Origin of the sequence: Novosphingobium silvae, from assembly GCF_009856825.1 — a bacterium.
Classification (GTDB): domain Bacteria; phylum Pseudomonadota; class Alphaproteobacteria; order Sphingomonadales; family Sphingomonadaceae; genus Novosphingobium; species Novosphingobium silvae.
The window spans coordinates 45,627-68,576 of sequence record NZ_WVTD01000007.1 but is presented as its reverse complement, the minus strand read 5'-3'; the positions used below and the strand labels follow the sequence as shown (position 1 = coordinate 68,576).

General features: G+C 65.1%; 27 protein-coding genes and 1 tRNA gene. 11 read left to right on the top strand and 17 right to left on the bottom strand.

The annotated features are described in order from the left end of the window. Positions 1 to 62: 62 nt before the first annotated feature. The 8 genes from GR702_RS11025 to GR702_RS10990 all read right to left on the bottom strand — a co-directional run bounded on the left by GR702_RS11025 (position 63) and on the right by GR702_RS10990 (position 4,986). A complete protein-coding gene (locus GR702_RS11025) occupies positions 63 to 335 on the bottom strand; it encodes an HU family DNA-binding protein (protein ID WP_160985948.1) in 273 nt (90 codons plus the stop codon). 379 nt (positions 336 to 714) lie between these two features. After that, entirely contained in the window at positions 715 to 1,083 is a 369-nt protein-coding gene (gene rplS / locus GR702_RS11020; RefSeq protein ID WP_160985947.1) for a 50S ribosomal protein L19, read from the bottom strand. A 40-nt stretch (positions 1,084 to 1,123) separates the two neighbouring features. Continuing rightward, complete coding sequence (gene trmD / locus GR702_RS11015) at positions 1,124 to 1,825, bottom strand: tRNA (guanosine(37)-N1)-methyltransferase TrmD (RefSeq protein WP_160985946.1); 702 nt, start codon at positions 1,823 to 1,825, stop codon at positions 1,124 to 1,126. Continuing rightward, positions 1,822 to 2,337 (bottom strand): ribosome maturation factor RimM, encoded by a 516-nt coding sequence (gene rimM / locus GR702_RS11010; RefSeq protein WP_160985945.1) that lies wholly within the window; start codon positions 2,335 to 2,337, stop codon positions 1,822 to 1,824. Before rimM ends, trmD begins: the two co-directional genes overlap by 4 nt. Positions 2,338 to 2,340: 3 nt before the next feature. Then, the gene (gene rpsP / locus GR702_RS11005; RefSeq protein WP_160985944.1) at positions 2,341 to 2,754 is read right to left on the bottom strand and encodes a 30S ribosomal protein S16; all 414 of its coding nucleotides are present in this window, start codon (positions 2,752 to 2,754) and stop codon (positions 2,341 to 2,343) included. Between the two features lie 37 nt (positions 2,755 to 2,791). Continuing rightward, positions 2,792 to 4,264 carry a signal recognition particle protein gene (ffh, locus tag GR702_RS11000; protein ID WP_160985943.1) on the bottom strand — a complete coding sequence of 491 codons (1,473 nt, stop codon included), beginning with the start codon at positions 4,262 to 4,264 and terminating at the stop codon, positions 2,792 to 2,794. Positions 4,265 to 4,425: 161 nt separating this feature from the next. Continuing rightward, positions 4,426 to 4,501 (bottom strand) — tRNA-Ala (locus GR702_RS10995). Positions 4,502 to 4,665: 164 nt separating this feature from the next. Beyond that, complete coding sequence (locus GR702_RS10990; RefSeq protein WP_160985942.1) at positions 4,666 to 4,986, bottom strand: TIGR02300 family protein; 321 nt, start codon at positions 4,984 to 4,986, stop codon at positions 4,666 to 4,668. A 206-nt stretch (positions 4,987 to 5,192) separates the two neighbouring features. On the opposite strand from GR702_RS10990, the gene aroA reads away from it, so the two are divergent. The 5 genes from aroA to gloB all read left to right on the top strand — a co-directional run bounded on the left by aroA (position 5,193) and on the right by gloB (position 10,448). Next, positions 5,193 to 6,509, top strand: a complete 1,317-nt coding sequence (gene aroA, locus GR702_RS10985) for a 3-phosphoshikimate 1-carboxyvinyltransferase (RefSeq protein ID WP_160986073.1) — start codon at positions 5,193 to 5,195, stop codon at positions 6,507 to 6,509. Beyond that, positions 6,506 to 7,135: a (d)CMP kinase gene (gene cmk / locus GR702_RS10980; RefSeq protein ID WP_160985941.1), complete on the top strand. Its 630-nt coding sequence runs from the start codon at positions 6,506 to 6,508 to the stop codon at positions 7,133 to 7,135. The genes aroA and cmk overlap by 4 nt, the downstream gene beginning before the upstream one ends. Positions 7,136 to 7,375: 240 nt before the next feature. Further along, complete coding sequence (gene rpsA, locus GR702_RS10975) at positions 7,376 to 9,082, top strand: 30S ribosomal protein S1 (RefSeq protein ID WP_160985940.1); 1,707 nt, start codon at positions 7,376 to 7,378, stop codon at positions 9,080 to 9,082. A gap of 160 nt (positions 9,083 to 9,242) precedes the next feature. Next, entirely contained in the window at positions 9,243 to 9,644 is a 402-nt protein-coding gene (locus GR702_RS10970; protein ID WP_160985939.1) for a VOC family protein, read from the top strand. A 33-nt stretch (positions 9,645 to 9,677) separates the two neighbouring features. Beyond that, the gene (gene gloB / locus GR702_RS10965) at positions 9,678 to 10,448 is read left to right on the top strand and encodes a hydroxyacylglutathione hydrolase (protein WP_160985938.1); all 771 of its coding nucleotides are present in this window, start codon (positions 9,678 to 9,680) and stop codon (positions 10,446 to 10,448) included. A gap of 156 nt (positions 10,449 to 10,604) precedes the next feature. Here gloB and GR702_RS10960 read toward each other — a convergent pair whose 3' ends face one another. The 9 genes from GR702_RS10960 to GR702_RS10920 all read right to left on the bottom strand — a co-directional run bounded on the left by GR702_RS10960 (position 10,605) and on the right by GR702_RS10920 (position 17,770). After that, positions 10,605 to 10,793 (bottom strand): hypothetical protein, encoded by a 189-nt coding sequence (locus GR702_RS10960; protein ID WP_160985937.1) that lies wholly within the window; start codon positions 10,791 to 10,793, stop codon positions 10,605 to 10,607. 137 nt (positions 10,794 to 10,930) lie between these two features. Then, the gene (locus tag GR702_RS10955) at positions 10,931 to 11,512 is read right to left on the bottom strand and encodes a F0F1 ATP synthase subunit B family protein (protein WP_160985936.1); all 582 of its coding nucleotides are present in this window, start codon (positions 11,510 to 11,512) and stop codon (positions 10,931 to 10,933) included. Beyond that, complete coding sequence (locus GR702_RS10950; protein WP_160985935.1) at positions 11,505 to 11,999, bottom strand: F0F1 ATP synthase subunit B family protein; 495 nt, start codon at positions 11,997 to 11,999, stop codon at positions 11,505 to 11,507. The genes GR702_RS10955 and GR702_RS10950 overlap by 8 nt, the downstream gene beginning before the upstream one ends. Before the next feature lie 120 nt (positions 12,000 to 12,119). Next, positions 12,120 to 12,344: a F0F1 ATP synthase subunit C gene (locus GR702_RS10945; protein ID WP_008833283.1), complete on the bottom strand. Its 225-nt coding sequence runs from the start codon at positions 12,342 to 12,344 to the stop codon at positions 12,120 to 12,122. A 42-nt stretch (positions 12,345 to 12,386) separates the two neighbouring features. Continuing rightward, positions 12,387 to 13,169, bottom strand: a complete 783-nt coding sequence (locus tag GR702_RS10940) for a F0F1 ATP synthase subunit A (RefSeq protein ID WP_160985934.1) — start codon at positions 13,167 to 13,169, stop codon at positions 12,387 to 12,389. Between the two features lie 66 nt (positions 13,170 to 13,235). Continuing rightward, positions 13,236 to 13,556 carry an AtpZ/AtpI family protein gene (locus GR702_RS10935; protein ID WP_160985933.1) on the bottom strand — a complete coding sequence of 107 codons (321 nt, stop codon included), beginning with the start codon at positions 13,554 to 13,556 and terminating at the stop codon, positions 13,236 to 13,238. Between the two features lie 283 nt (positions 13,557 to 13,839). Then, complete coding sequence (locus GR702_RS10930) at positions 13,840 to 14,241, bottom strand: YdbL family probable chaperone protein (protein WP_160985932.1); 402 nt, start codon at positions 14,239 to 14,241, stop codon at positions 13,840 to 13,842. Continuing rightward, complete coding sequence (locus tag GR702_RS10925) at positions 14,241 to 14,543, bottom strand: YnbE family lipoprotein (protein WP_160985931.1); 303 nt, start codon at positions 14,541 to 14,543, stop codon at positions 14,241 to 14,243. Before GR702_RS10925 ends, GR702_RS10930 begins: the two co-directional genes overlap by 1 nt. Then, positions 14,540 to 17,770, bottom strand: a complete 3,231-nt coding sequence (locus GR702_RS10920; protein WP_160985930.1) for an intermembrane phospholipid transport YdbH family protein — start codon at positions 17,768 to 17,770, stop codon at positions 14,540 to 14,542. Before GR702_RS10920 ends, GR702_RS10925 begins: the two co-directional genes overlap by 4 nt. 53 nt (positions 17,771 to 17,823) lie before the next feature. Here GR702_RS10920 and radC point away from each other — a divergent pair, with 53 nt between their 5' ends. The 6 genes from radC to GR702_RS10890 all read left to right on the top strand — a co-directional run bounded on the left by radC (position 17,824) and on the right by GR702_RS10890 (position 22,911). Then, positions 17,824 to 18,591: a RadC family protein gene (radC, locus tag GR702_RS10915; protein WP_160986072.1), complete on the top strand. Its 768-nt coding sequence runs from the start codon at positions 17,824 to 17,826 to the stop codon at positions 18,589 to 18,591. A gap of 3 nt (positions 18,592 to 18,594) precedes the next feature. Further along, positions 18,595 to 19,338 carry an NRDE family protein gene (locus tag GR702_RS10910; RefSeq protein WP_160985929.1) on the top strand — a complete coding sequence of 248 codons (744 nt, stop codon included), beginning with the start codon at positions 18,595 to 18,597 and terminating at the stop codon, positions 19,336 to 19,338. Between the two features lie 109 nt (positions 19,339 to 19,447). Next, positions 19,448 to 20,761 (top strand): adenylosuccinate lyase, encoded by a 1,314-nt coding sequence (gene purB / locus GR702_RS10905; protein WP_160985928.1) that lies wholly within the window; start codon positions 19,448 to 19,450, stop codon positions 20,759 to 20,761. A 169-nt stretch (positions 20,762 to 20,930) separates the two neighbouring features. Further along, the gene (locus GR702_RS10900) at positions 20,931 to 21,302 is read left to right on the top strand and encodes a LapA family protein (RefSeq protein ID WP_160985927.1); all 372 of its coding nucleotides are present in this window, start codon (positions 20,931 to 20,933) and stop codon (positions 21,300 to 21,302) included. Then, the gene (pyrF, locus tag GR702_RS10895) at positions 21,299 to 22,003 is read left to right on the top strand and encodes an orotidine-5'-phosphate decarboxylase (protein WP_160985926.1); all 705 of its coding nucleotides are present in this window, start codon (positions 21,299 to 21,301) and stop codon (positions 22,001 to 22,003) included. The genes GR702_RS10900 and pyrF overlap by 4 nt, the downstream gene beginning before the upstream one ends. Positions 22,004 to 22,155: 152 nt before the next feature. Further along, the gene (locus GR702_RS10890) at positions 22,156 to 22,911 is read left to right on the top strand and encodes an SIMPL domain-containing protein (RefSeq protein WP_160985925.1); all 756 of its coding nucleotides are present in this window, start codon (positions 22,156 to 22,158) and stop codon (positions 22,909 to 22,911) included. Positions 22,912 to 22,950: the final 39 nt, after the last annotated feature.

The following is a 22,950-nucleotide window of genomic DNA, read 5'->3' as shown; positions in this document are numbered from 1 at the left end:
CCTGCTCCTTGGCTGGCGCGGCGCGACATGATCAGGGCCTGCAGTGCTGCAGGCCGATAGTATTAGTTGACCGCGTCCTTCAGGCCCTTGCCGGCCTTGAACTTCGGCTGCGCCGAAGCCTTGATCTCCATCGGCTCGCCGGTGCGCGGATTGCGGCCTGTCGAAGCCTTGCGCTTTGCGACGGAGAAAGTGCCGAATCCGACCAGGCGAACTTCATCGCCCTTCTTCAGCGAGCCGGAAATGGCCTCGAAAACACCTTCGACAGCTTTTGTGGCGTCGTTGCGCGTGAGGCCGCTCGACTCGGCTACAGCGCTGATGAGATCGTTCTTGTTCATTATGGGAGCCCCCTTACCTTTCAGTGGTGCGGATGGAGATGGAAATTTTCAGATTCGCCACGCAACGGTGACGGAATTGAGCGGGTTTTGAACTTGCTGACAAGGGTGAAACCCGCCTGAAACCTATGGTTAAGCGCGTTTTTCCGCGCCAACGGGGTTGATCATTCGGTCGGCTGGAACGGCGGAAGGGTGATCGGTTCTCAGCCGGAACAATGCCTGACAATCCAGCGGCCGCCCCGGCCATGCAGACCTCAAGGCTTCATCCCCCAGGCGCTGCGAAACAGGATCGACAATGCACAAAAAAGGCGGCCCATAGCGAGCCGCCTCTTCGTGCGGATCGGCCTTGCAGCCGAACCGCGTTACCCGATCAAGCCGAAGCTTATGCCTGGGCGTCGTTGACGCGACGCTCGGCGATGCGGGCGCGCTTGCCGGTACGACCACGCAGGTAGTACAGCTTCGCACGGCGCACGACGCCGCGGCGGACCACGGTGATCGAATCGATGTTGGGCGAGTAGAGCGGGAACACGCGCTCCACGCCTTCGCCGAAGCTCATCTTGCGAACGGTGAAGTTCGAGCCCATGCCACGGTTCGAACGCGCGATGCACACGCCTTCGTAGTTCTGGACACGGGTGCGGGTGCCTTCGACAACCTTCACGCCGACGCGGACGGTGTCGCCCGGACGGAATTCAGGGATATCCTTGCCGGCCTTGGCAATTTCCTCGGCCTCGATCTGCTGAATCAGGTTCATGAACCCAAGTCCTCTTTTCATGCCGCGCGCCAGAGGCAGACTAGACCCGAGCGTCCCTGTGACGCTCCCATAGGTCCGGCCTGCGTAACCGTGTATCTTCCTCCGCCTGACGTTTCCGCCAGGCGGCAATCTTCGCATGATCCCCCGATCGCAGCACTTCAGGGATCGTGCGTCCTTCCCACTCGGTGGGTCGGGTATAGTGCGGATACTCGAGAAGACCGTCCTCGAACGATTCCTCGGTCCCGCTGGAAGGCGCGCCCATTACTCCGGGAAGAAGGCGAATGCAAGCATCCAGAACCATCAGTGCGGCGCATTCGCCGCCCGAGAGGACGACATCTCCCACCGCGACTTCCTCGACGTTCCGACCGGCGAAGATACGCTCGTCGAACCCTTCGAAACGACCACACAGAATAGTGACGCCCGGCCCCGCGGCAAGCTCGCGAATGCGAGGCTGCGTGATCGGCTTGCCGCGCGGTGTCATCGCCAGCACCGGAGCCTCGGGAGAAAGCGTGCGGGCATGATCGATTGCTGCGGCCAGAACATCCGGCTTGAGCACCATCCCAGCGCCTCCGCCAGCTGGCGTGTCGTCGACCGTACGGTGCTTGTCTGCCGCGAAGTCGCGGATCTGGACGGGAGCCAGGCTCCACTTGCCCTCAGCCATGGCCCTTCCCGCGAGACTGACGCCTAGCGGCCCGGGAAACATGTCCGGGTAAAGCGTGAGGACGGTTGCCGCGAAAGTCATTGCTCTGCGAACGCGGCGTTGACGACGATGCACGCCTCGTTCCACTCGGGTACGGCAACAGGCGTCATCGGAACCATGAAGCGGCGACGCTTGCCGTCCTCGCTCGCAGGGCATTCGATCTCCAGCACGTCACCTGCTCCGAAGTTCTCCACCGCCACGCACGTCCCAAGAGGCTCGCCCTCCTCCGAGATGGCCGGGAGACCAAGGAGGTCGGCATGGTAGTACTCGCCGTCCTGCAGCGCGGGCATCGCCGAACGCGGAACGGTGAGCGCCGTACCGCGCAGCTTTTCGGCTGCGTTGCGATCGGTAACCTCGGCAAAGCGGGCGATCGCGCCGCCCTTGCCGTCGTCCCGAAGCTTGGACACCGTCAGAGTCGAATCGTTGAAGGCGCGGTAGCGCTTGAGCGCCGCCACGCCTTCCCCGAACAGCTTGAGGCGGACCTCGCCCGTCACGCCGTGCGCGCCGGTTACGGCAGCGAGCGTGACAGCGCGATCCTTCTGGCCGTCGACCAAGGCTTAGGCCTCGGTCGTTTCCTCGGCAGCAGCTTCCTCGGCGGGAGCGGCTGCTGCAGCTGCTGCGGCTTCTTCAGCCTCGCGCAGCTTCTCGGCCTTCTCCTCGGCGCGCTCCTTGGCCTTCTTGCCGGGCTCTGCCTTGTTGGGGTTGTTGGTTGCGGCGCGTTCCTTGATGCCGGCCTTGTCGAGCATGCGGGCGACGCGATCGGTCGGCTGCGCGCCGACGCCCAGCCAGTAACGCACGCGGTCTTCGACCAGACGCACGCGGTTCTCGTCGTCCTTGGCGAGGACCGGGTTGTAGGTCCCGACCTGCTCGAGATAGGCGCCGTCACGCGGAGCGCGCGAGTTGGCGACGACGATCTTGTAGTACGGACGCTTCTTCGCACCACCGCGCGAGAGACGAATGGAAACTGCCATGTGACTTACCTTTCTGTGATCTTTGAAATACTTGAAATTATCGCTTCAGAAACTTGCTAAGGTCCGGCCCGCCGGGACCGCCGAGACCGGGCATGCCGCCCGAACCGCCGCCAAGCCCACCTTTGCCGCCAAGAGCACCGCCGAGGCCCGGCATGGCGGCATCAAGGCCGCCCTTGCCGAACATCGAGGCGAGCCCCTTGAGGCCGCCCATCTTCTTGATCTGCTTCATCGCCTTGGACATCTCGAGGTGCATCTTGAGCAGCTTGTTGACGTCCTGGACCTGCGTTCCGGAGCCGTTCGCAACGCGGATCTTGCGCTTCGCATTGAGGAGCGCGGGGTTCGCCCGCTCCTTCGCGGTCATCGAGCCGATGATCGCCTCCATGCGCAGCAGCACACGGTCATCCATGCCGGACGCCTGCATCGCTGCCTTGGCCTTCTTCATGCCAGGCATCATTCCCGCAAGCATGCCAAGGCCGCCCATGTTCTGCATCTGACGCAGCTGCATGCGCAGGTCGTTCATGTCGAACTTTCCCTGCTCCATGCGCTTGGCAAGCGCCTCGGCGTCCTCGACCTTGACTGCCTCGGCGGCCTTTTCGACCATCGAGACGATGTCGCCCATGCCCAGGATGCGGTTCGCGACGCGGCTGGGGTGGAAGACCTCAAGAGCCTCCATCTTTTCGCCGGTACCCGCAAACTTGATTGGCTTGCCCGTGACCGCGCGCATCGACAGCGCCGCACCGCCGCGCGCATCGCCGTCCATACGGGTGAGCACGACGCCGGTCAGATCGACCTGCCCGGCAAAGGACTGCGCGACGTTAACCGCGTCCTGGCCTGTCAGCGAATCGACGACAAGCAGCGTCTCGCGAGGGGTCGAGATGGCCGCAACGGCCTTCATCTCGTCCATGAGCTGCTGGTCGACGTGGAGACGACCCGCAGTGTCCAGCATCAGCACGTCGACCGCCTGGAGGCGCGCTGCCTGCATGGCGCGCGTGGCGATTTCAGTGGGCTGCTGGCCGGCAATGATCGGCAGCGTGGCAACCGAGACCTGCTCGCCCAGGACGCGAAGCTGCTCCTGGGCGGCCGGACGGTTGACGTCCAGCGAGGCCATCATGACCTTCTTGCCCTGCTTCTCCTTGAGAAGCTTGGCGATCTTGGCAGTGCTGGTGGTCTTGCCCGAACCCTGCAGGCCGACCATCATGATGACGATCGGCGGCGCCGCATTAAGGTCGAGACCAGGCGTATCCTCACCGCCCAGTGTCTCGATCAGCGCATCGTTGACGATCTTGACGACCTGCTGGCCCGGCGTGACCGACCGCAGCACCGTCTCGCCGACGGCGCGCTCGGTAACCTGATCGATGAAGCGGCGCACCACGGGCAGCGCGACGTCCGCCTCGAGCAGGGCAATGCGCACCTCGCGCATCGCATCGAGGACGTCCTGCTCCTTTAGCGCGCCGCGACCGCGCAGCTTGTCGAACACACCACCGAGACGATCGGACAGGCTGTCGAACATCGCCAAACTCCCTTTCGACGGCAATCCGCCGGAACGCCAAAAACGCCGGCGGGCGAAACCTCGCTGACCGACGTGAGCATGACCATATAGCGAAAAACGCCGGTGGACGAAACCTCGTCAACCAGCGTGTCGCAATCATGCGAAACTGCAATGTTCTGAAATGGTGGAGCCGAGGGGGATCGAACCCCTGACCTCTACAATGCCATTGTAGCGCTCTCCCAGCTGAGCTACGGCCCCAGTCATTTCAGCAGGCTGGCTCTGGGAGAACCAACCGTTTCCCTTGCTTTCCGGCGTTTCGCAGAAGCGCCTCCGCTTGGGAGGCCGCCCTCTAGTCGGGCCGGAAAATGTTGGCAAGAGGAAAATTAAAGGCGCCCGATTTTTCCCGGGCGCCCCTGAAACGATCAGTTGTCGTGATCGTCGTCGTCGTCGCCTGCGCCGATGCCGAGATCGTCGTCACCGCCCAGGTCCACATCGTTGTCCGGCGAATCGCCATCCTCGTCGATGTCCAGATCCTCTTCGGCAAGGTCGGTGTCTTCGCGCTCGACGACTTCCTTCTTCTGGATTTCCTCATAGGGAATCGGCTGCTTGGACTTGAGCACCGGCTCCGGCGTCCACTCGTTGCCGCATTCGATGCAGGTAACCGGGTCGTCCTTGCCCAGGTCGTAGAAGCGGGTGCCGCATTTCGGGCAGCCGTGCTTGGCGCCCCATTCAGGCTTGGCCATGGAAAGTCCTCGTCTTGCCCGTCCCTCGTGGCGCGGGCGTAAATTTCCGTGTCTTGATGGTAGGGCAGGCGCGCAAAATCAAGCGTTGCCGCCCATCAGGGCGCGCGCCTTGCCATAGGCGGCCGGCGCTGTCAAAAGCCGGGCCGATTTTCAGCCACTGCCGTCTCGGAAAGACCTGTCTCGTGAGCCATGCCGATCCCGCCCAGATGCGTCCCCGCCGTTTTCTCCCGGGGGGACCTTTGAAGGGGCGCATCCGGGTGCCCGGCGACAAGTCGATCAGCCACCGCTCGATCATGCTGGGCGCACTTGCCGTCGGGGAGACGCGGGTGACGGGCCTGCTCGAAGGCGAGGACGTGCTCGCCACGGCGGCTGCCATGCGGGCCATGGGTGCCAGCGTGGAGCGAATGGACAGCGGCGAGTGGATCGTCAACGGCGTGGGCGTGGGCGCCCTGCTTCAGCCGGAAGGAGCGCTCGACATGGGCAATTCCGGCACCTCCACACGCCTTCTCATGGGGCTTGTCTCCAGCCACCCCATCAACGCGACCTTCGTTGGCGACGCCTCGCTCTCGAAGCGGCCGATGGGCCGCGTGATCGACCCACTCTCCAGCATGGGCGCGTCGTTCGACGTCAGCGACGGTGGGCGCCTGCCGCTGATCGTCCGGGGCGCGAGCCCGGCTGTGCCTATCGCTTATCGTCTTCCCGTAGCCTCGGCCCAGGTGAAGAGTGCCATCCTTCTGGCCGGCCTCAACACCCCTGGGATCACCCGCGTGATCGAGCCGGTGCCGACGCGCGATCACTCCGAACGCATGCTGCGTGGATTCGGTGCAGAGCTGACTGTCGAGACGGACGAAGATGGTGCCCGTGTCATTTCGATCCGAGGCGAGGCGGAATTGCGCCCCCAGACCATCGAGGTTCCGGGTGACCCCTCCTCTGCCGCTTTCTTCATCGTCGCGGCGCTGCTGGTGCCCGGCAGCGAGGTCCTCATCGAGAATGTCGGCCTCAACCCCACCCGCGCGGGCATCGTTCAGGTGCTGCGCCAGATGGGCGGCTCGATCGAGGAGATTTCCCCGCGCGAAGTCGGCGGCGAACCGGTGGCGGATCTTCTCGTGCGCCATTCCATGCTCCAGGCAATCGATATCGACCCCGCGGTCGTTCCCAGCATGGTCGACGAGTTCCCCGCACTCTTCGTCGCCGCCGCTCTGGCAGAGGGCGTCACCACCACGACCGGCCTCGAGGAGCTGCGCGTAAAGGAATCGGACCGCATCTCCGTCATGGCCACCGCCCTTTCCGCTGCCGGAGCCAAAGTGCGCGAAACCGAGGACGGCCTTGTGGTCACGGGAACCGGCGGCGAACCGCTGCCGGGCACGAGTGGCCCGGTCGCCACCCATCTCGACCACCGTATCGCCATGTCGATGGCGATTGCGGGTCTTGCAAGTCGCTCGGGCGTGGAGGTCGACGACACGCGTCCCATCGCGACCAGCTTTCCTCCATTCGAGGCGATGCTCGAAGGTCTCTCCGCATGATCGTCGCCGTCGATGGCCCCACCGCCTCGGGGAAAGGCACCATCGCGCGAGCCCTTTCGGCGCATTTCGGCCTTCCGCATCTCGACACCGGCCTTCTCTACCGCGCAGTCGGACGCCAATGCCTGCTCGACGGTGGCGATCCGGACGATCCGGTCGCCGCGCTCGCGGCATGTGCCTTTTCTGAGGGCCTTCTGCTCGATCCCGAACTTCGCTCCGAAGCAACCGGCGGACTTGCAAGCCGCGTCTCGGTCCACCCTGCAGTCCGGCAGGCTCTTTTCGAACGTCAGCGCAGCTTCGCGACGCAGCAGCGCGGTGCCGTCCTCGACGGGCGGGACATCGGCACGATCATCGCGCCCGATGCAGACGTGAAGCTCTTCGTCACAGCCTCGGTCGAAGCGCGCGCGCAGCGTCGCTTCGACGAGATGCGCGCACAGGGCCGCCCTGTCCTTCTGGAGGCCATCGCCGCCGACCTTGCTGCGCGAGACGAGCGCGATGCCACGCGCCGCGACGCGCCGCTGGCAGTGGCGGACGGCGCGGTGGTGCTCGACACGTCGCAACTCGGCCGGGACGAAGCGGTGGCCGAAGCAATCCGCATCGTCGAGGCCGCACGCCATACGGCGGACTGACCCGCGCACGCGGACGGGTGAGGCGCGCCTCGCCCCCATTTTCCTTGCATTTCGTGCCTCATGCGCCTAAGCGGCGCCGGCTCGGGAGGTGCGTCAGCGCTGCTCGGGCGCCGCGACCGGCATCCGGCCGCCGCGGCAGTTCGGCCCCTTTTGGCCCGCGCGACGCATGGTGCATCGCGAGGAGAAAAGACCGGCGGATTCAACCGCCAGGCCGGAAAATCGAACGAAGGAAATGTCTTAATGGCATCTACTGCCAATCCGACTCGCGACGATTTCGCGAAAATGCTCGACGACCAGCTCGGCGGCGTCGCCGACGACGGCTTTGAAGGCCGCGTGGTCAAGGGCACCGTCACCGCCATCGAGAACGACAAGGCCGTCATCGACGTAGGCCTCAAGAGCGAAGGCCGCGTGCCGCTGCGCGAGTTTGCGCGCGGTGAGGACGACCACGGCATCAAGGTCGGCGACGAAGTCGAGGTCTACGTGGACCGCGTCGAGAACGCTGACGGCGAAGCGATGCTGTCGCGCGACCGCGCCCGCCGCGAAGCCGCGTGGGACAAGCTCGAGAACGAGTTCGGCGAAGGCAAGCGTGTTGAGGGCGTGATCTTCGGCCGCGTCAAGGGTGGCTTCACCGTCGACCTCGACGGCGCCGTCGCGTTCCTCCCCGGCTCGCAGGTCGACATTCGTCCCGTGCGCGACGTCACCCCGCTCATGGACGTGCCGCAGCCCTTCCAGATCCTCAAGATGGACCGTCGCCGCGGCAACATCGTCGTGTCGCGCCGCGCCGTCCTCGAAGAGACCCGCGCCGAGCAGCGCAGCGAGCTCATCGACAAGCTGAGCGAAGGTCAGGTCATCGACGGCGTGGTCAAGAACATCACCGACTACGGTGCGTTCGTTGACCTCGGCGGCATCGACGGCCTGCTCCATGTCACCGACATGAGCTACAAGCGCGTCAACCACCCGAGCGAAGTGATCGCCATCGGCGACACCGTGAAGGTCCAGATCATTCGCATCAACAGCGAAACCCAGCGCATCTCGCTGGGCATGAAGCAGCTCGAGAGCGATCCGTGGGAAGGCGCCGCGGTCAAGTATCCGGTCGGCGCGAAGCTGTCGGGCACTGTCACCAACATCACCGAATACGGCGCCTTCGTGGAGCTGGAAGCCGGGATCGAGGGCCTCGTCCACGTTTCGGAAATGTCCTGGACCAAGAAGAACGTCCACCCGGGCAAGATCGTCTCGACCTCGCAGGAAGTCGAAGTGGTCGTTCTCGAGGTCGATTCGGACAAGCGCCGCATCAGCCTTGGCCTCAAGCAGGCTCAGCAGAACCCGTGGGAAGCCTTCGCCGAGAAGCACCCGGTCGGCTCGACCGTGGAAGGCGAAGTCAAGAACGCGACCGAGTTCGGTCTGTTCATCGGCCTCGACGGCGACGTCGACGGCATGGTCCACATGTCGGACATCGCCTGGGGCATCTCGGGGGAGGACGCGCTGGCTCTTCACCGCAAGGGCGAGGAAGTCCAGGCCGTGGTTCTCGACGTCGACGTCGAGAAGGAGCGCATCAGCCTCGGCATGAAGCAGCTCGAGCGTGGCGCTCCGGCGGCTGGCGGCGTTGCCGCAGCCGGCGATTCGCTGCGTCGTGGCCAGACTGTCACCGTCACTATTCTTGAAGTGCGTGACGGCGGCCTCGAGGTTCAGGCTGGCGACGATGGCGCCACCGGCTTCATCAAGCGTTCGGACCTGGGTCGCGATCGTGACGAGCAGCGCCCCGACCGCTTCCAGGTCGGCCAGAAGCTCGACGCCATGGTCACCGGCTTCGATCGTTCGAAGAAGCCGAACTTCTCGGTCAAGGCCCGTCAGCTGGCTGAAGAGAAGGAAGCAGTGGAGCAGTACGGCTCGTCCGACTCGGGCGCGTCGCTCGGCGACATCCTCGGCGAAGCGCTGAAGAACCGCTGATTGGCTCGACCTTCGGCCACCGCCGCAGGTTGAAACTCAAGCAAGGGCCCGTCCGGAGCGATCCGGGCGGGCTTTTGCTTTGCCCCTCCCTGCCCATAGAGCCTCAGGGAACATCCCGTTTCGCCCCGCTTTGTCATGCCAAGACCGGTAAGGATCCGCCATGCATGCGACGCCATTCCTGATGTTCCAGGGCGATGCGCAGGACGCTCTTCTGCTGTGGAAGCACGCCTTTCCGGAGCACCTCACGGTTACCGAACTTGACCATCATGGCGCCGGCGAGTTCGAGGGTAGGGTGGCCCGCGCCCACTTCATGCTGGGCAGCACGCAGTGGCACGTATTGGACAGCGATATCCCGCACAGCTTTACCTTCACGCCGTCCATCTCGATCTTCGTCGATTGCGACGATGAGGCGCAGCTGCGCCACGCAGCGAAGGTGCTGGGCGATGGGGGCAAGGTAATGATGCCGCTCGATGCATACGACTTCAGCGCGCTCTTCACGTGGTTGAACGATGCCCACGGCGTCAGCTGGCAGCTGAACCTGCCCTTCCCCGACGATCCCTGAACACCTACATTACTCTCCGCAAGGAGAGGTCGCATGCTCGAAGTTCACCAGTTTCCGTGTCTGTACGATAACTACGGCTATCTTCTTCACGATACGGAGAGCGGCGAGACAGTCTGCATCGACACTCCAGACGCCGACGAATACCTGCGTCAGGCCGCGCGCAAGGGCTGGCAGATCACGCAGATCTGGAACACCCACTGGCACCCGGACCATGCTGGAGGAAATTCCGCCATCAAAGCCTCGACAGGCTGCCGGATCACAGCTCCCGCCGATGACGCGGCAAAGATCGAGGGGAGCGACCGGGTTGTCCGCCACGGCGACATCGCCACCATCGGCGAACGGGAGGCATTCGTGATCGATGTGGGCGGGCATACGAATGGCCATGTCGCCTATCACTTGCCCGGGGCTTCCATTGCCTTCGTAGGCGATTCGCTTTTCGCGCTCGGCTGCGGCCGGATGTTTGAAGGAACACCGGCTCAGTTCTGGACCTCTCTTACCCGCTTGAAGGCACTCCCTTCGGATACGATGATCTACTGCGCGCACGAGTACACGGCATCGAACGCGCGCTTCGCGCTCTATGCCGATCCTGACAATGCCGAGCTCCAGGCTTACGCCGAGGATATCGCCAGGCTGCGCGAACGGGGCCTGCCGACGGTGCCGACCAAACTGGAGCGGGAGTTGGCGACAAATCCCTTCCTACGCGCGGATGATCCGGCGATGCAGTCGCGTTGGGCACCCGCAAACACCCCCGGTGACACGGTCGCGACCTTTGCCGCGCTCCGAGCTGCAAAGGACAGCTTCTAGGGCGCCGCGTTGCACCTCGCCGTTTCCCCTTCCGGAAGCAGGGACATGGCTTGGCCCTGCCCTCCTGCCCCCGAGGCGGCATCGCAGCCCGGCGTCACAGCATCAGCTGTCGGCGAAGCGGCAGTCCGGAAGCGTAACGGCCGACAACGCCGTCCTTCAGATATCGGGGAACGATCCCGTCCTGTTGAGCCGTTCGATGACTTCCTCGAGCGGCTCGACCACAGTTACAGCGCGCCCTTCGCCGAAGCGGATCCGGGTACCTTCGCTGACCAGCGACACGAAAGTGACCTGCGCTGCGTTGACCGCGGTGGCCGTGCGATCTGCACCGGTGAACTTGACGAACATGAATCACCTCTCCGTTTTACTCGAAGAGCGAGCCTACGCCCTGTACTCCTCCCAAGGAAGTAGCCGCCCTGAATGCACGAAAGCCCCCGTCGCGAAACGGAGGCTTTCGGTTTACAGCGACACGGCTGCTACGCGGATCAGATGCCGGCGATGGCCCGATCGACAAGCACCCTGTCGGCATCAGCCGAGTGGTTGGCAGCGATCAGTGTCCTGGCAGCCGCAGCGGCCGCGGCAGCGGCCTGGTTCCGAAGGTCGGTGACGGCGGCAAGCTCGGCAGCGCCGATCTTGTCCTTCGCCATCTTTTCACGGCGAGCGACGCTTTCCGCCGCATCTGCCTCAGCCTTGGCGACGATCGCGCCGGCTTCATGGCGTGCATGCTCGAGCATGGCCACCGCGTCCTTCTCGGCACCGGCAATCTTGTCGGCGTATTCCTTGCGCAGGGCTTCCGCCTCGGCGCGCAGGGTCTTCGCCTCTGCAAGCTGCGCCTTGATCTCGGCGATCCGGGCGTCGAGACCGCCGGCCAGAAGCCGGGGTACGCCCTTCCATACGAGGATGGCGATGAGCACGAGCATCGAGGCGCTGACGATCGCGACCGGGGGCGCGAAGCCGAGCAGCATCGGCTCGGCGTGATGCTCGACCGTCGCGTGCGTGGCGGCGCCGGTCACTTCCGCGCCCTCATGGGCGAGGCCTTGTTCTATGGCGGCGTTGGATTCAGCCATGGACCAGGTTCTCCTTCACCGCACCGCGCACGGCCGTATCGTCAAGCGAGAGGCCGGCGATGCGGCTCACGATTTCGCGGGTCGCGTCGGCGGCAACGGTTTCGATCTCGGCGGCGGCCGAACGGCGCGCATCGGCGATGCGGGCTTCCGCAGCGGCGATCTCCGCATCGATGCGAGCCTGGGCTGCGGCAAGACGCTCGGTCGTCGCGGCAGCGCCCTGGGCGCGTGCGTCGGCGATGAGGCCCTGCGCCTGTGCCCGGTTGGCGTTCTCGCGGGTCCGCCATGCGGCTTCCTCGGAGTCAGCCTGGGCGCGAGCCGCTTCGGCAGCCTTGAGGTCGTCGGCGATCTGCTTGTCGCGGCTCGCGACGGTGTCCATCACCTTGGGCACCATCCCGCGTCCGACGACGAAGAAGGTGATGCCGAAGAAGATCAGCAGCCAGAAAATCTGGCTGGAGTAGAACTCGCCTAGCTGTGCGATCTGAGGCATGGGTCAGCCCTGTCTCGAGGTTGCCGTGAAAAAATCTTGGGCCGGAAGGTCCGGCCGTCCCACCAAAGCATTTGGCCAAAGGGTCAGGACGGCCGGAACGATCCGGTCAGGCGCTTGCGATCAGGCGAAGATCAGCAGCGCGGCAATGACGAACGACAGCAGGCCCAGAAGCTCGGCACCGGCGAAGCCGATGAACAGGCGGCCCTGCTGGGCGTCAGCGGCGCCGGGGTTGCGCAGCGCACCTTCGAGGAACTTGGCGAAAACGTTGCCCACGCCGATCGAGGCAAGGCCAGCGCCGATCGCGGCGAAACCAGCACCGAGCAGCTTTGCAGCTTCTGCGTCCATTTCAAAAACTCCCTTTGGTAAACCCGTGTTGACGGAAAAAGATCAGTGAAGGTTCTCGGCGTCGTTCAGATAGACGCAGGTGAGAAGTGCGAAGACATAGGCCTGGATGCCGGCCACCAGCAGTTCGAGCGCACAGATGCCGACCATCAGGACGAAGCTGGGCAGGCCTGCGATCACGAACAGTGCCGGGCCGGCGTTGCCGCCGCTGATGACGAAGCTGGAGAGCACTTCGAGCAGAACGTGGCCCGCCATCATCGCAACGAAGAGTCGCAGGCCGAGGCTGAATGGGCGCACGAGGAAGGAGATCAGCTCGACCACGAAAATTATCGGGATCATCGCAACCGGCGTACCGTGCGGCACGAACAGCGAGAAGAAGTGCAGGCCGTGCTTGGCGAAGCCGACGATCAGGACGATCGAGAACGACAGGACCGCGAGAACACCGGTGGCCGAGAAGTGGCTGGTGAAAGTGAACGGGTGAACGCCCAGGACGCCGAGCGGCATCAGGCCAAGGAAGTTCGCGAAGAGGATGAACATGAACAGCGAGAAGATGTACGGGACGTACTTCTTGCCGGCCTTGCCTACGTTCGCCGCGAGCATGCCATCGATGAAGCCGGTGAAGGTTTCCACCGCCATCTGCCAGCGGCCGGGAACGACCGCCCGCTTCATGCCACCGGCGACGAAGACGATCAGCGCCAGCGTCGCCAGACCCATCCACAGAGCGCTGTTGGTGAAAGCGACGTTGTAACCGGCAATGTTCCAGTCCGCGCCCGCCAGCTTCTCGAGCTGGAACTGGTGCATCGGGTCGAGCTTCGCTTCGGCTGCCACGCGATTATCCCTGTCGCCAATGAACGACAGCGCCCCTACCATCCCCTGCCCCAAGGTCTTGGGGGGTCAGTCCGGGCGCCGGTTCGTAATCCGGATTATGTTCCTGAAGGCGACGCCGATTCCGACGAAGAGCATCACCATCAGACCCCAGGGCGACGTTCCGGCGAAGTGGTCGATCAACCACCCGAGGAACAAGCCGCCCGCAAGACCCCCAAGCAGTTCCGAAAGGACGCGGTTGCCGAGGCGATAGCTCGCATCGGTTTCCGCACCGGCCTTCGGTCGGTTGCGTTGCTCTTCCCGCTCGCGAAGGGCCTTCAGCCTTTCGTCGAGCGAATCGATGCGCGCATCCTCGCCTACGGGGCCCTGGACAGTCGGCTCGTCGGTCATTTCAGGCTCCTTATCGTTACAACAGGAACGCACAGACTTGAACGACGGCTGCCCGCCAAGAGCGCCGCCCCCTTAGGGTGGGGCTTTTCCCGAGTCAACCGTGGCACGGCCGGACCCTTGCTGCTTGTGGATGCTTTATTGACTTAGCCCGCTCCTCAGGGCTGGCATTCCCGCGCGCGGCGGTACGCCCGCGCATCGATACCGCAATGGCGATGCTCGCAGACTTTCTCAGGGAAGTTGCTCGAATTTCCAGCACTTTCCGCCGGTGAACCGGCGGTTGGGATCAGGGGCAGCGCGGGTCGAGTTCCGGAGCACCCGCTCCGCGCGTCTTCCACGAGCCATCGAGACCCTGATACTTCTCACCCGCCCGTGTGTCCCGGATCAGCTTGCAGCCGGTGGTGAAAGCGTACTCCTGGATCGTGCTCTTGCCTGCCGAGGCCTTGGTATAGACCTGCCGGCGCTGGTTGTTGATGTCGCGCACCATCGCCGCGATCTCACCGCTCTGGCTGCCGACAACGCCCAGATAGCCGTCGCGCTGCTCGCCCACCTGCCCTGCGGCACGCGCGGCAGTATAGGCCGGGCTGCGCGCGCTCTGTGCCTGTGCCGCTGGCATGCCGGCAAGAGCTGCAATCGTCGCGGCTGCAAGAGCGATACCGCCTGCGTTCGTGAACCGGGTCCTCTTCATCAGAATATCGCCTCGTTCTGCTCTACCGTCTTGGCCGCATCCGCAGCTAGACGATAGACCACTTCCTGCCGGATGTTGATGTTCAATTCGATCACGATCGGCTTGTCAGGTGCTGCCACCTGAATGCAGCCTCCCACTCCGAACATGCCCGAGGCTGCCATCATACTCCCGGCAATCCTTGCGGCGCGAGCGGCGCGCCTTCCGGACCATATGCCTTTACGCTGCATCGTCATCGAGTACCCGTCGTTCATGACCGGGTCTTTTGCAGCCGGAAGGGTTCCGGTCAATTCACGGAAGGTCATGGCGTTTTCTCGCTGACTGGAGGCTGAATGTCGGTGAGTGGAGGCGGCGCAAGCGGCAGCGTCGCATCGGGGCCGTTCGCGCGCCGGTTGCCGGCGGCATCGACAAGGCCCAGCACCCGCGGGTCGGTGACGTAGGCTGGATCGTAGAGCGAACGCATCGAACCGAAGAGGCTGAAGAACGGGGCTCTCACGTTGACCACGAAGCGGATCGGCAGCTTGGCGATTTGCTTCGTCAGGAAGTTCTTGCTGGCTCCCGTGCCCTGGCTCAACCCGTCGAAGCTGATGCGCGTCAGGATTTCGCCCGATAACGATCCCCCAAGCCCGATCTCCATTCTGCGGTAGTCGATCGACCGCAGCGCATCGAAGGCGAAGTTGCCCATCGCCGAGAGGTCCTTGTAGGTGAGCGCCCCGTTGTACGAGACATTGCCTCCCGGGGCGCGGCTGACGAGGAAGCCGCCGTCGATACGCCCGCCGTTCTCGTCGAACACCATCGGCATCTCTCCATCGAAGATGCCGGTGGCACTGATGTTCTCAAGCTCAAGGTGCTGCACGAAAGTCGCGGCATTGAGGCCGGTGACGCGCAGGGTATAGCGCCGGGTCTCGGCCACGCCGATTTGCATACGCGCGGGATCGAGGTTGAGCGTGCCATCCATGAACGGCCACTGGGCACCATTGATCTGCAGATTGTAGCCCGGCCGCATCTCGAACGAGAGCACACCGTTGCTCGCCTCGATGCCGGGATTGACGGAGGCGATGTGCACCGTTTGGTCGGGCGCGGTCACGAGACCGAGAAGATCGGTGAATACCACCTCCCCGGATAGACCCTGAACCGGCCCGAAGGCAGCAGCGAAATCAACGCCTTCCGTCGCAAACCTGCCGCGACTGGTGACGCCGCGGCTGTTCCAGTCGATACGGCCGGTGCCACGGACCTGTCCCCGTAGGTTCGAGACGACGCCCAGCATCGTGCGCGAAAGCGTATCCGCCTGCAGCCGGTCATCGAACTGAATGCCCTCGACCGCAAGATCCGCGTGACCTGCGGCGGAGTTCAGATCGTGTACGATATCGGCGCGGACGATGGCGCGGTCGGTGGCCGGCTCGCGCAGCAAGGCATCGGCGACGATCCTGTTGTCGGCCAGCCGCAGAGCCGCATCGCGCGCCACCAGTGGTTGGAATCGCGCCACCGGCTGGCGATCCACCAGCGTGAAGCGCGCGCCGTCGATGCCCAGCACTCCACCTGCATAGCGCCACCGCCCCGCCGCCTGACGCATGTCGAGCGGAACTGCGGCAAGGCTGATGTCGGCTTCGTCGAATGTCCCCGCTATGTCTCTGCCGAGCCGTGCGTCGAGGCGGCTGATGGAGAAACGCGATGCCGTTTCCGGTGGACCAAGCGCGACCTTCACCGTGCTCGCCTTGATGACACCGGGGTGCGACCCTCCGACCGCGAAGCCCAGCGGCCCCGAACTGATGCGGATTGGGGTCGCGCCGAGTCTGCCGGATAGATCCAGCGACGTGATGCCGGCGGCGAACTGCAGCGCACCAGGCGTTCCCTCAAGGATCGATCCTCCGCGCGCAGGGCAAAGCGTCAACCGCCGCCGGTCGAGCGCGAGATTGGAGACCTGCAGCGCGTCGAACGCCACGTCGGTACACCCGCGCCAGACCGAGAGCCGGCCCCTGGCACCCCAGCGTCCGTCCACCGGGAGCAGCAGATTGCGGGTCGAGCCGCCGGGAAGAGCGCCGCTCATCAGCACTTGCCCGGTAAAGGTCAGTGCGCCTTCCGCGTCCTGTACCAGCGACAGGCGGGGGACGCCGACCATCGCGGAGCCGGCGCGATAGTCCGGCATGGCCACGCGCATGGCAATGCGACCGTTCTCCTGCGTTTCCATCCGCCCCCAGACCTGCGGGAGATCCCTTCCGCCGGTCGTGAAGTTCCCGGTGACGCGCGGCGCGGCGCCTGCCTCTCCAAGCAGCGCCTGCACGCGCGAGAGCGCAAGCAGCGTGGCGCCGCTTCCGCCCCGAAGCGAGCCGCGGGTAACGACCAGGCTCAATCCGTCTTCCGAACGGCGGACGATAAGGTTCGCATCGAGGGCGCTGCCTTTCGTCTCTCGCGCCAGCGCCGCCCGCACCTTTGCCGCGATCGGTGCGCCCAGGGTTCCGGCAGCAGCCTCTTGCGCCGACAGCAGGGCTCGGTCCAGCGTGTCGCCAAGGGCGATGCCCCGGTCGGTAAGGTCGCCTTCGATGTCGAACCGCGCGAGGCCACCGGTAGACCGCACCCGACCGTCAAGTTCCAGGCTTGCAAGACGGGCCTGCGGTGTTTCGAGCGCTTTCGCAGTGACTTTGTACGCCGCGTTCAGTCCGCGCTTGCGGTAGGTAAGGCGTGCAGTGCCGGAAAGTCCCGCCATCTTCTGCGCGCCGTAGCGGATCGCGCCTGCGGCAAGCCCCACCTTCGCCTCGCCGCCGTCGAGCGCCTCGTCGAGCGTGAGATCGAGCTGGGCACCGCCCTTTGCGAATTGCAATGCCTGTTCCGGGCAGGACACTCCTTGCGTCCGCAGCGGCCCGACGAAGCGCGGCCGGGCACCCGAGACAGTAAGCCTGCCATAGAGGCTGGTTCGCCCGGCCCTGCAGCCGCCACCTTGCAGAGCAGACGACAGGGCCGCCACTTCTCCCTCGAAGCCGCCGCGCAAGGCACCCTGTCCCGACAGTTTGACGCCGATCCGGCCGTGTTCGCTTTCCATCAGCGCCCGCCCGTCCTCGATGCCAAGGTCGAGGTCGGGCAGCCGGAACGGTTCGCCAGAGCCGGTGAACAGCACCTTGTCGAGGCTGCCGAAGCTCACCCGGCCGGCTCGGTAACTGCCATATAGGCGCGGGCGTACGACGGTGATCCGCCCGACGCCCGGCAGCCCCCAGGCGAGACGTGTGGCAACCCGAACTTCCGCGATCGTCAGATCCGGCCGTCTTGGATCGCCAATGACGAGATTGCGGATCACCTGCTCGGAAGGACCGATGCTGGCGATCTCGTAAGTAGCCGGAAGGCCGAGCGAATCGAGCTCGCCTGCGATGAAGTCGTCGGCAAGTTCCTTGCGCGAAAGCCAGACCGCGCCGAGAGCGACGATCACCAGCCCGCCCACGACCAGGGAGGGTCCACGCCAGCGAACGCGCCGTCCGGGCACTCTGGGCGCCCGGGCTGCGGTTTCGTCGGTGTCGGGAAGCGGGTCCTGCTTTTGCGCCATGCGCTCCATCACTTGCGCTGACCGCGCGGGAAAGGCAATTGTTTGTGCGCACCATGCCAGATCAGCCACCACTCTTCGATGACGCTCCGGCTCTCCTGCCCGCTGCCTCGGCCGCCGCCGATCCCCGCGCCGACGTCCAGCACGGAGCCATCCACGATGCGAGCGGCCACCGTACGAGACTGCGCAAGCGGTTGCTGGACGGAGGGGCAGAAGCACTGGCGGATCACGAGGTCGTCGAACTCCTGCTGATGCAGGCGGTTCCGCGCCGCGACATGAAGCCGCTGGCGCGCAGCCTGCTCCAGCGATTCGGATCACTGGCGGACGTGCTGCAGGCCGACCCGCGCACGCTTTGCGCTCACCCCGGCATGGGAGAAGCTACCGCCGCCGCGCTGCGGGTGGTCACCATCGCGGCCACGCGCATGGCGCGCCAGAAAGTGCGCGAGGCACCGGTGATCGGCTCGTGGCAGGCACTGATAGACTATCTCACCATCGACATGGCCCATCTCACGGTCGAGCGCGTGCGAGTGCTTTATCTCAACACCCGCAACATGCTCATCCTCGACGACCTCGTGGGGGAAGGATCGATCGACGAGGCCGCGATCCACCCGCGCGAGGTGATCCGCCGCGCCCTGGACCTTGGCGCGGTGGCGCTCATCCTGGTCCACAACCATCCCTCCGGCTCGCCGCAGCCGAGCCGCGCGGACATCGAGATCACCAATCGCATCGCCGAAGCAGGCCGGCTCCTTGGCGTCAGCGTCCACGACCATATCGTCATCGGGCGGGAGGGCCACGTGTCCCTTCGTGCAAAAGGCCTGATCTAGCGCATGTGCGTGGCCGCCGTTGCCTGGAAGGCGCATCCCGACTGGCTACTCGTCGCGGCCGGCAATCGCGATGAGTACCACGCGCGGCCCACCGCGGCACTTTCGCGCTGGGACGGGCGCGCGATCATCGCCGGGACCGACCTTACGGCCGGAGGCACTTGGCTGGGCGTCACGGAAGCGGCGCAGGGTACGCCCGGCCGCTTCGCGCTCGTTACGAACTACCGCGTGCCGGAGGGGGCACAGCCGGGGCGACCTTCGCGCGGGAAACTGGTAACGGACCTCCTCGAGGAAGGGCTGCACCCCGAGGCTGCGCCTGCGATGGCCCGGATGAACCCGTTCAACCTGATCCTTGCCGAGGGCGAGCGGGCCTGGTTCCTCACCAATCATCCGGCGATCGAGACCCGCGAGCTGTCTGCCGGTATTCACGGCCTGTCCAACGGCGGCTTCGACGTTCCCTGGCCCAAGACCCTGAAAGTGGCCGGGGCGATCTCAGGCTGGCTGCATGCAGATCCCCGGAATCCGGCACCCTTGCTTGACGCGCTGCGCGACGAGACGCCGGCGCCTGCCGCGCCAGGCGGCGGGCCGGAGCCGCGTTTCTCCCCCGTGTTCATCCGCAACGAAACATACGGCACTCGCTGCAGCACCGTGATCGCGGTGGACAGGCAGGGCCAGGGCATCATCCTGGAGCGCAGTTTCGATGCCAAAGGCCAGTGCAGCGGCGAAACGAGCCTCACCTTCAGCTGGTGATCGCTCAGGGCGTCGCCCGCAGCCGGAAGGTTCTGCCCTTACCTTCCTGTGCTTGCCTTTCGCGGCTGCGCCGCCTAGCGGCACCCGCGCAGAGCCAAAGGAGTCGAACATGGTCCCCCGCTACGCCCGCCCCGCGATGACCGCGATCTGGGAACCCGAAGCACGCTACCGCATCTGGTTCGAGATCGAGGCCCACGCGGCCGTGAAGATGGGTGAGATGGGCACCGTGCCCGCCAGCGCCGGCAAGGCCCTGTGGGACTGGTGGGCGACTGCCCCGAAGATCGATGTCGCCGCAATCGACGCAATCGAGGCGGTGACCAAGCACGACGTCATCGCTTTCCTTGACTGGGTGGCGCAGCAGGTCGGCCCCGAGGCCCGCTTCATGCATCAGGGCATGACCAGTTCCGACGTGCTCGACACCACGCTCAATGTGCAGCTGGTCAAGACCGCCGATATCCTCCTCGACGACATCGACGCCCTGCTCGCCGCGATCAAGCGCCGCGCCGAGGAGCACAAGTACACTCCCACAATCGGGCGCAGCCACGGTATCCACGCGGAACCGGTGACTTTCGGCCTCAAGATGGCCGAAGCCTACGCCGAGTTCTCCCGCTGCCGCAAGCGCCTCGTCGCCGCGCGCGAGGAAGTCGCGACCTGCGCCATCTCCGGCGCGGTGGGCACTTTCGCGAACGTCGATCCGGCAGTGGAGCTGTACGTTGCCGACAAGATGGGCCTTGAGGTCGAGCCGGTCTCCACCCAGGTCATCCCGCGCGACAGGCACGCGATGTTCTTCGCTGTTCTCGGCGTCATCGCCAGTTCGATCGAGCGCCTCGCCATCGAGGTGCGCCACCTCCAGCGTACCGAAGTCCTCGAGGCGGAGGAGTATTTCTCGCCGGGCCAGAAAGGCTCTTCGGCGATGCCGCACAAGCGTAACCCGGTGCTGACCGAAAACCTCACCGGGCTGTCGCGCGTCGTACGCTCAGCCGTCGTTCCGGCGATGGAGAACGTGGCGCTCTGGCACGAGCGCGACATTTCGCATTCCTCGGTCGAGCGTTTCATCGGCCCGGATGCCACCATCACTCTCGACTTCGCGCTCGCCCGCCTTACCGGCGTGATCGACAAGCTGCTTGTCTACCCCGAGCGAATGCAGAAGAACCTCGACCGCATGGGCGGCCTCGTCCACTCGCAGCGCGTGCTTCTGGCGCTCACGCAGGCAGGCCTCTCGCGCGACGAGAGCTATCGCCTGGTTCAGCGCAACGCGATGAAGGTGTGGGAATCGGATGGCCAGCTCAGCCTGCTCGAACTGCTCAAGGCCGACCCCGAAGTCGCCGCAGCGCTTCCGGCCGAGGTGATCGAGGACAAGTTCAACCTCGACTATCATTTCAAGAACGTCGACACGATCTTCGCCCGGGTGTTCGGCGCCTGATCGTCAGCCGCCGGACGGCCGTCCCTGCCTCAGCGGGGACGACCGGAACGAAGTGCGGGTACCCTGACCGGAAAGCATCTTTGCTCCGGATCAAGGCGCTCTCGGCCCTTCCCTTGCCCCCCAATCCCGCCTAGCATCCGTGTTTTCGCGGGCGATAGCAGGAGGTAGCATGCAGGTCATTCGCACCATCGCATGGATCGTGGTAACCGCGATACTCGTCGCGTTCATCGCGATGAACTGGAACCGGGCGCCGGTGAATTTCTGGCCGCTCGAAAATGGCAACTACATTCATTTCGATTGGCCCGTCGGCTTCGTGGCACTGCTGTTCTTCGGCCTCGGCATGCTGCCCGTCTGGCTGTACCTGCGGGCCGTGCGCTGGCGGCTGAACCGACGCATCGCCAGCCTTGAAAATTCGCTGCGGGCCAATTCGACCACGGCGCTTTCCTCGTCGCCGGCGCAGCCTGTCACAACTCCCGCCATGGTCCCGGAAGCGGACCAGGCCACCATCACCGAAACCTCTCCGGAACCGCTCAAGCCATGAACCACAATCCCGTCTACCTCGCGCTCGACCTTCCCCGCCTCGACGCTGCGGAGGCATTGGCGCGCAAGGTTGCCGGGCACATCGGCGGGATCAAGCTGGGGCTGGAGTTCTTCTGCGCCCACGGCCACCACGGCGTCCACGAGCTTCACAAGATCGGCTTGCCGATCTTCCTCGACCTCAAGCTGCACGACATCCCCAACACCGTGGCAGGCGCCATGCAGGCCATCCACGTGCTGCAGCCCTCGATCGTCACGGTTCATGCCGCGGGCGGCCGCGCGATGATGGAGGATGCCAAGGCCGCTGCAGGCGAGAACTGCAAGGTCGTCGCGGTGACGGTGCTCACCAGCCTTGATGGTGACGATCTCGCCGCCATCGGTGTCAGCGCCGCAGACCCGCACGCACAGGCCCTGCGTCTGGCGGAGCTCGCCCATTCCGCCGGGCTGGATGGCATTGTCTGCTCCGGGCACGAAGTGGGCGCGGTGCACAGCCAGTGGAAGGACGGCTACTTCGTCGTCCCCGGCCTGCGCCCTGCGGAAGGGAGGGCGAACGGCAGCGCCGGTAATGGCAAGGGTGACCAGAAGCGCATCGTTTCCCCGCGTGAAGCGCGCGATGCAGGCGCCAGCGTGCTCGTCATCGGTCGGCCGATCAGCCGCGCCGAGGATCCGCTGGCCGCTGCGCGCGCGATCGAAGCCACCCTCTGAGGCATCCTCATGCCGGGGCACCTCCGAAGCCCCTCGTCTTGGGACAAACTCCGTTCACCTTAACGTGGGGTCGTTCTGCCGTTCAGCGCAGTGCAACCCGGGCACCTCCAGATCGTTGCTTCCCGCGAACACGTGAACGGAGTGCGACCTCTATGAAACGCCTGCCCCTGATTGCCGCCACTGCTCTTGGCGCCATGCTGTGCTCCGCCGTTCCGGCACTGGCCCAGCAGGCAGGTCCCGTGCCTGCGATAGAGGCGGGCCACACTCTCCTCACCGTCACGGCGCAGGGCTCTTCCACCCGCACGCCGGACCTTGCCAGCTACAGCGCAGGCGTGACCACGCAGGGCACTTCGGCCAGTGAAGCGCTTGCGGCCAATTCCTCGCGCATGACGCAGGTCATCGCCGCTCTCAAGCGCGCAGGCCTTGCCGATCGCGACATCCAGACCAGTAATCTCAACGTCAATCCGGTCTATGCGCAGCCGAAGCGACTGCCGGACGGCAATTTCGAGGACGGTCCGCAGCGCATCGTCGGCTATCAGGCGACCAACACCGTCTCCGTGCGCCAGCGCAAGCTGGCCGACATGGGCAAAGTCATCGACGCTCTCGTCGCCGCAGGCGCGAACCAGGTGAACGGACCGAACTTCATGCTCGACAAGCCGGAGGCCGCGCAGGACGAGGCACGGGTCGAGGCGATGAAGGCCGCCCGGGCGCGCGCCGATCTCTACGCGCGGTCGGCAGGTCTTCGAGTGGTGCGCATCGTCTCGATCGGGGAGAGCGGCGGGTACGTGCCGCAGCCGGTCATGTACGTGCGCAAGGAAGCGATGGACGTCGCAGCCGCTCCGCCGGTCGTTGCCGGGGAACTCGAGATGAACGTCAACGTCACGGTGCAGTTCGAACTCGCCCCCTGAGCCAGACGGCCGGAACAAGGCATTGCAGCGCGGTTGCGG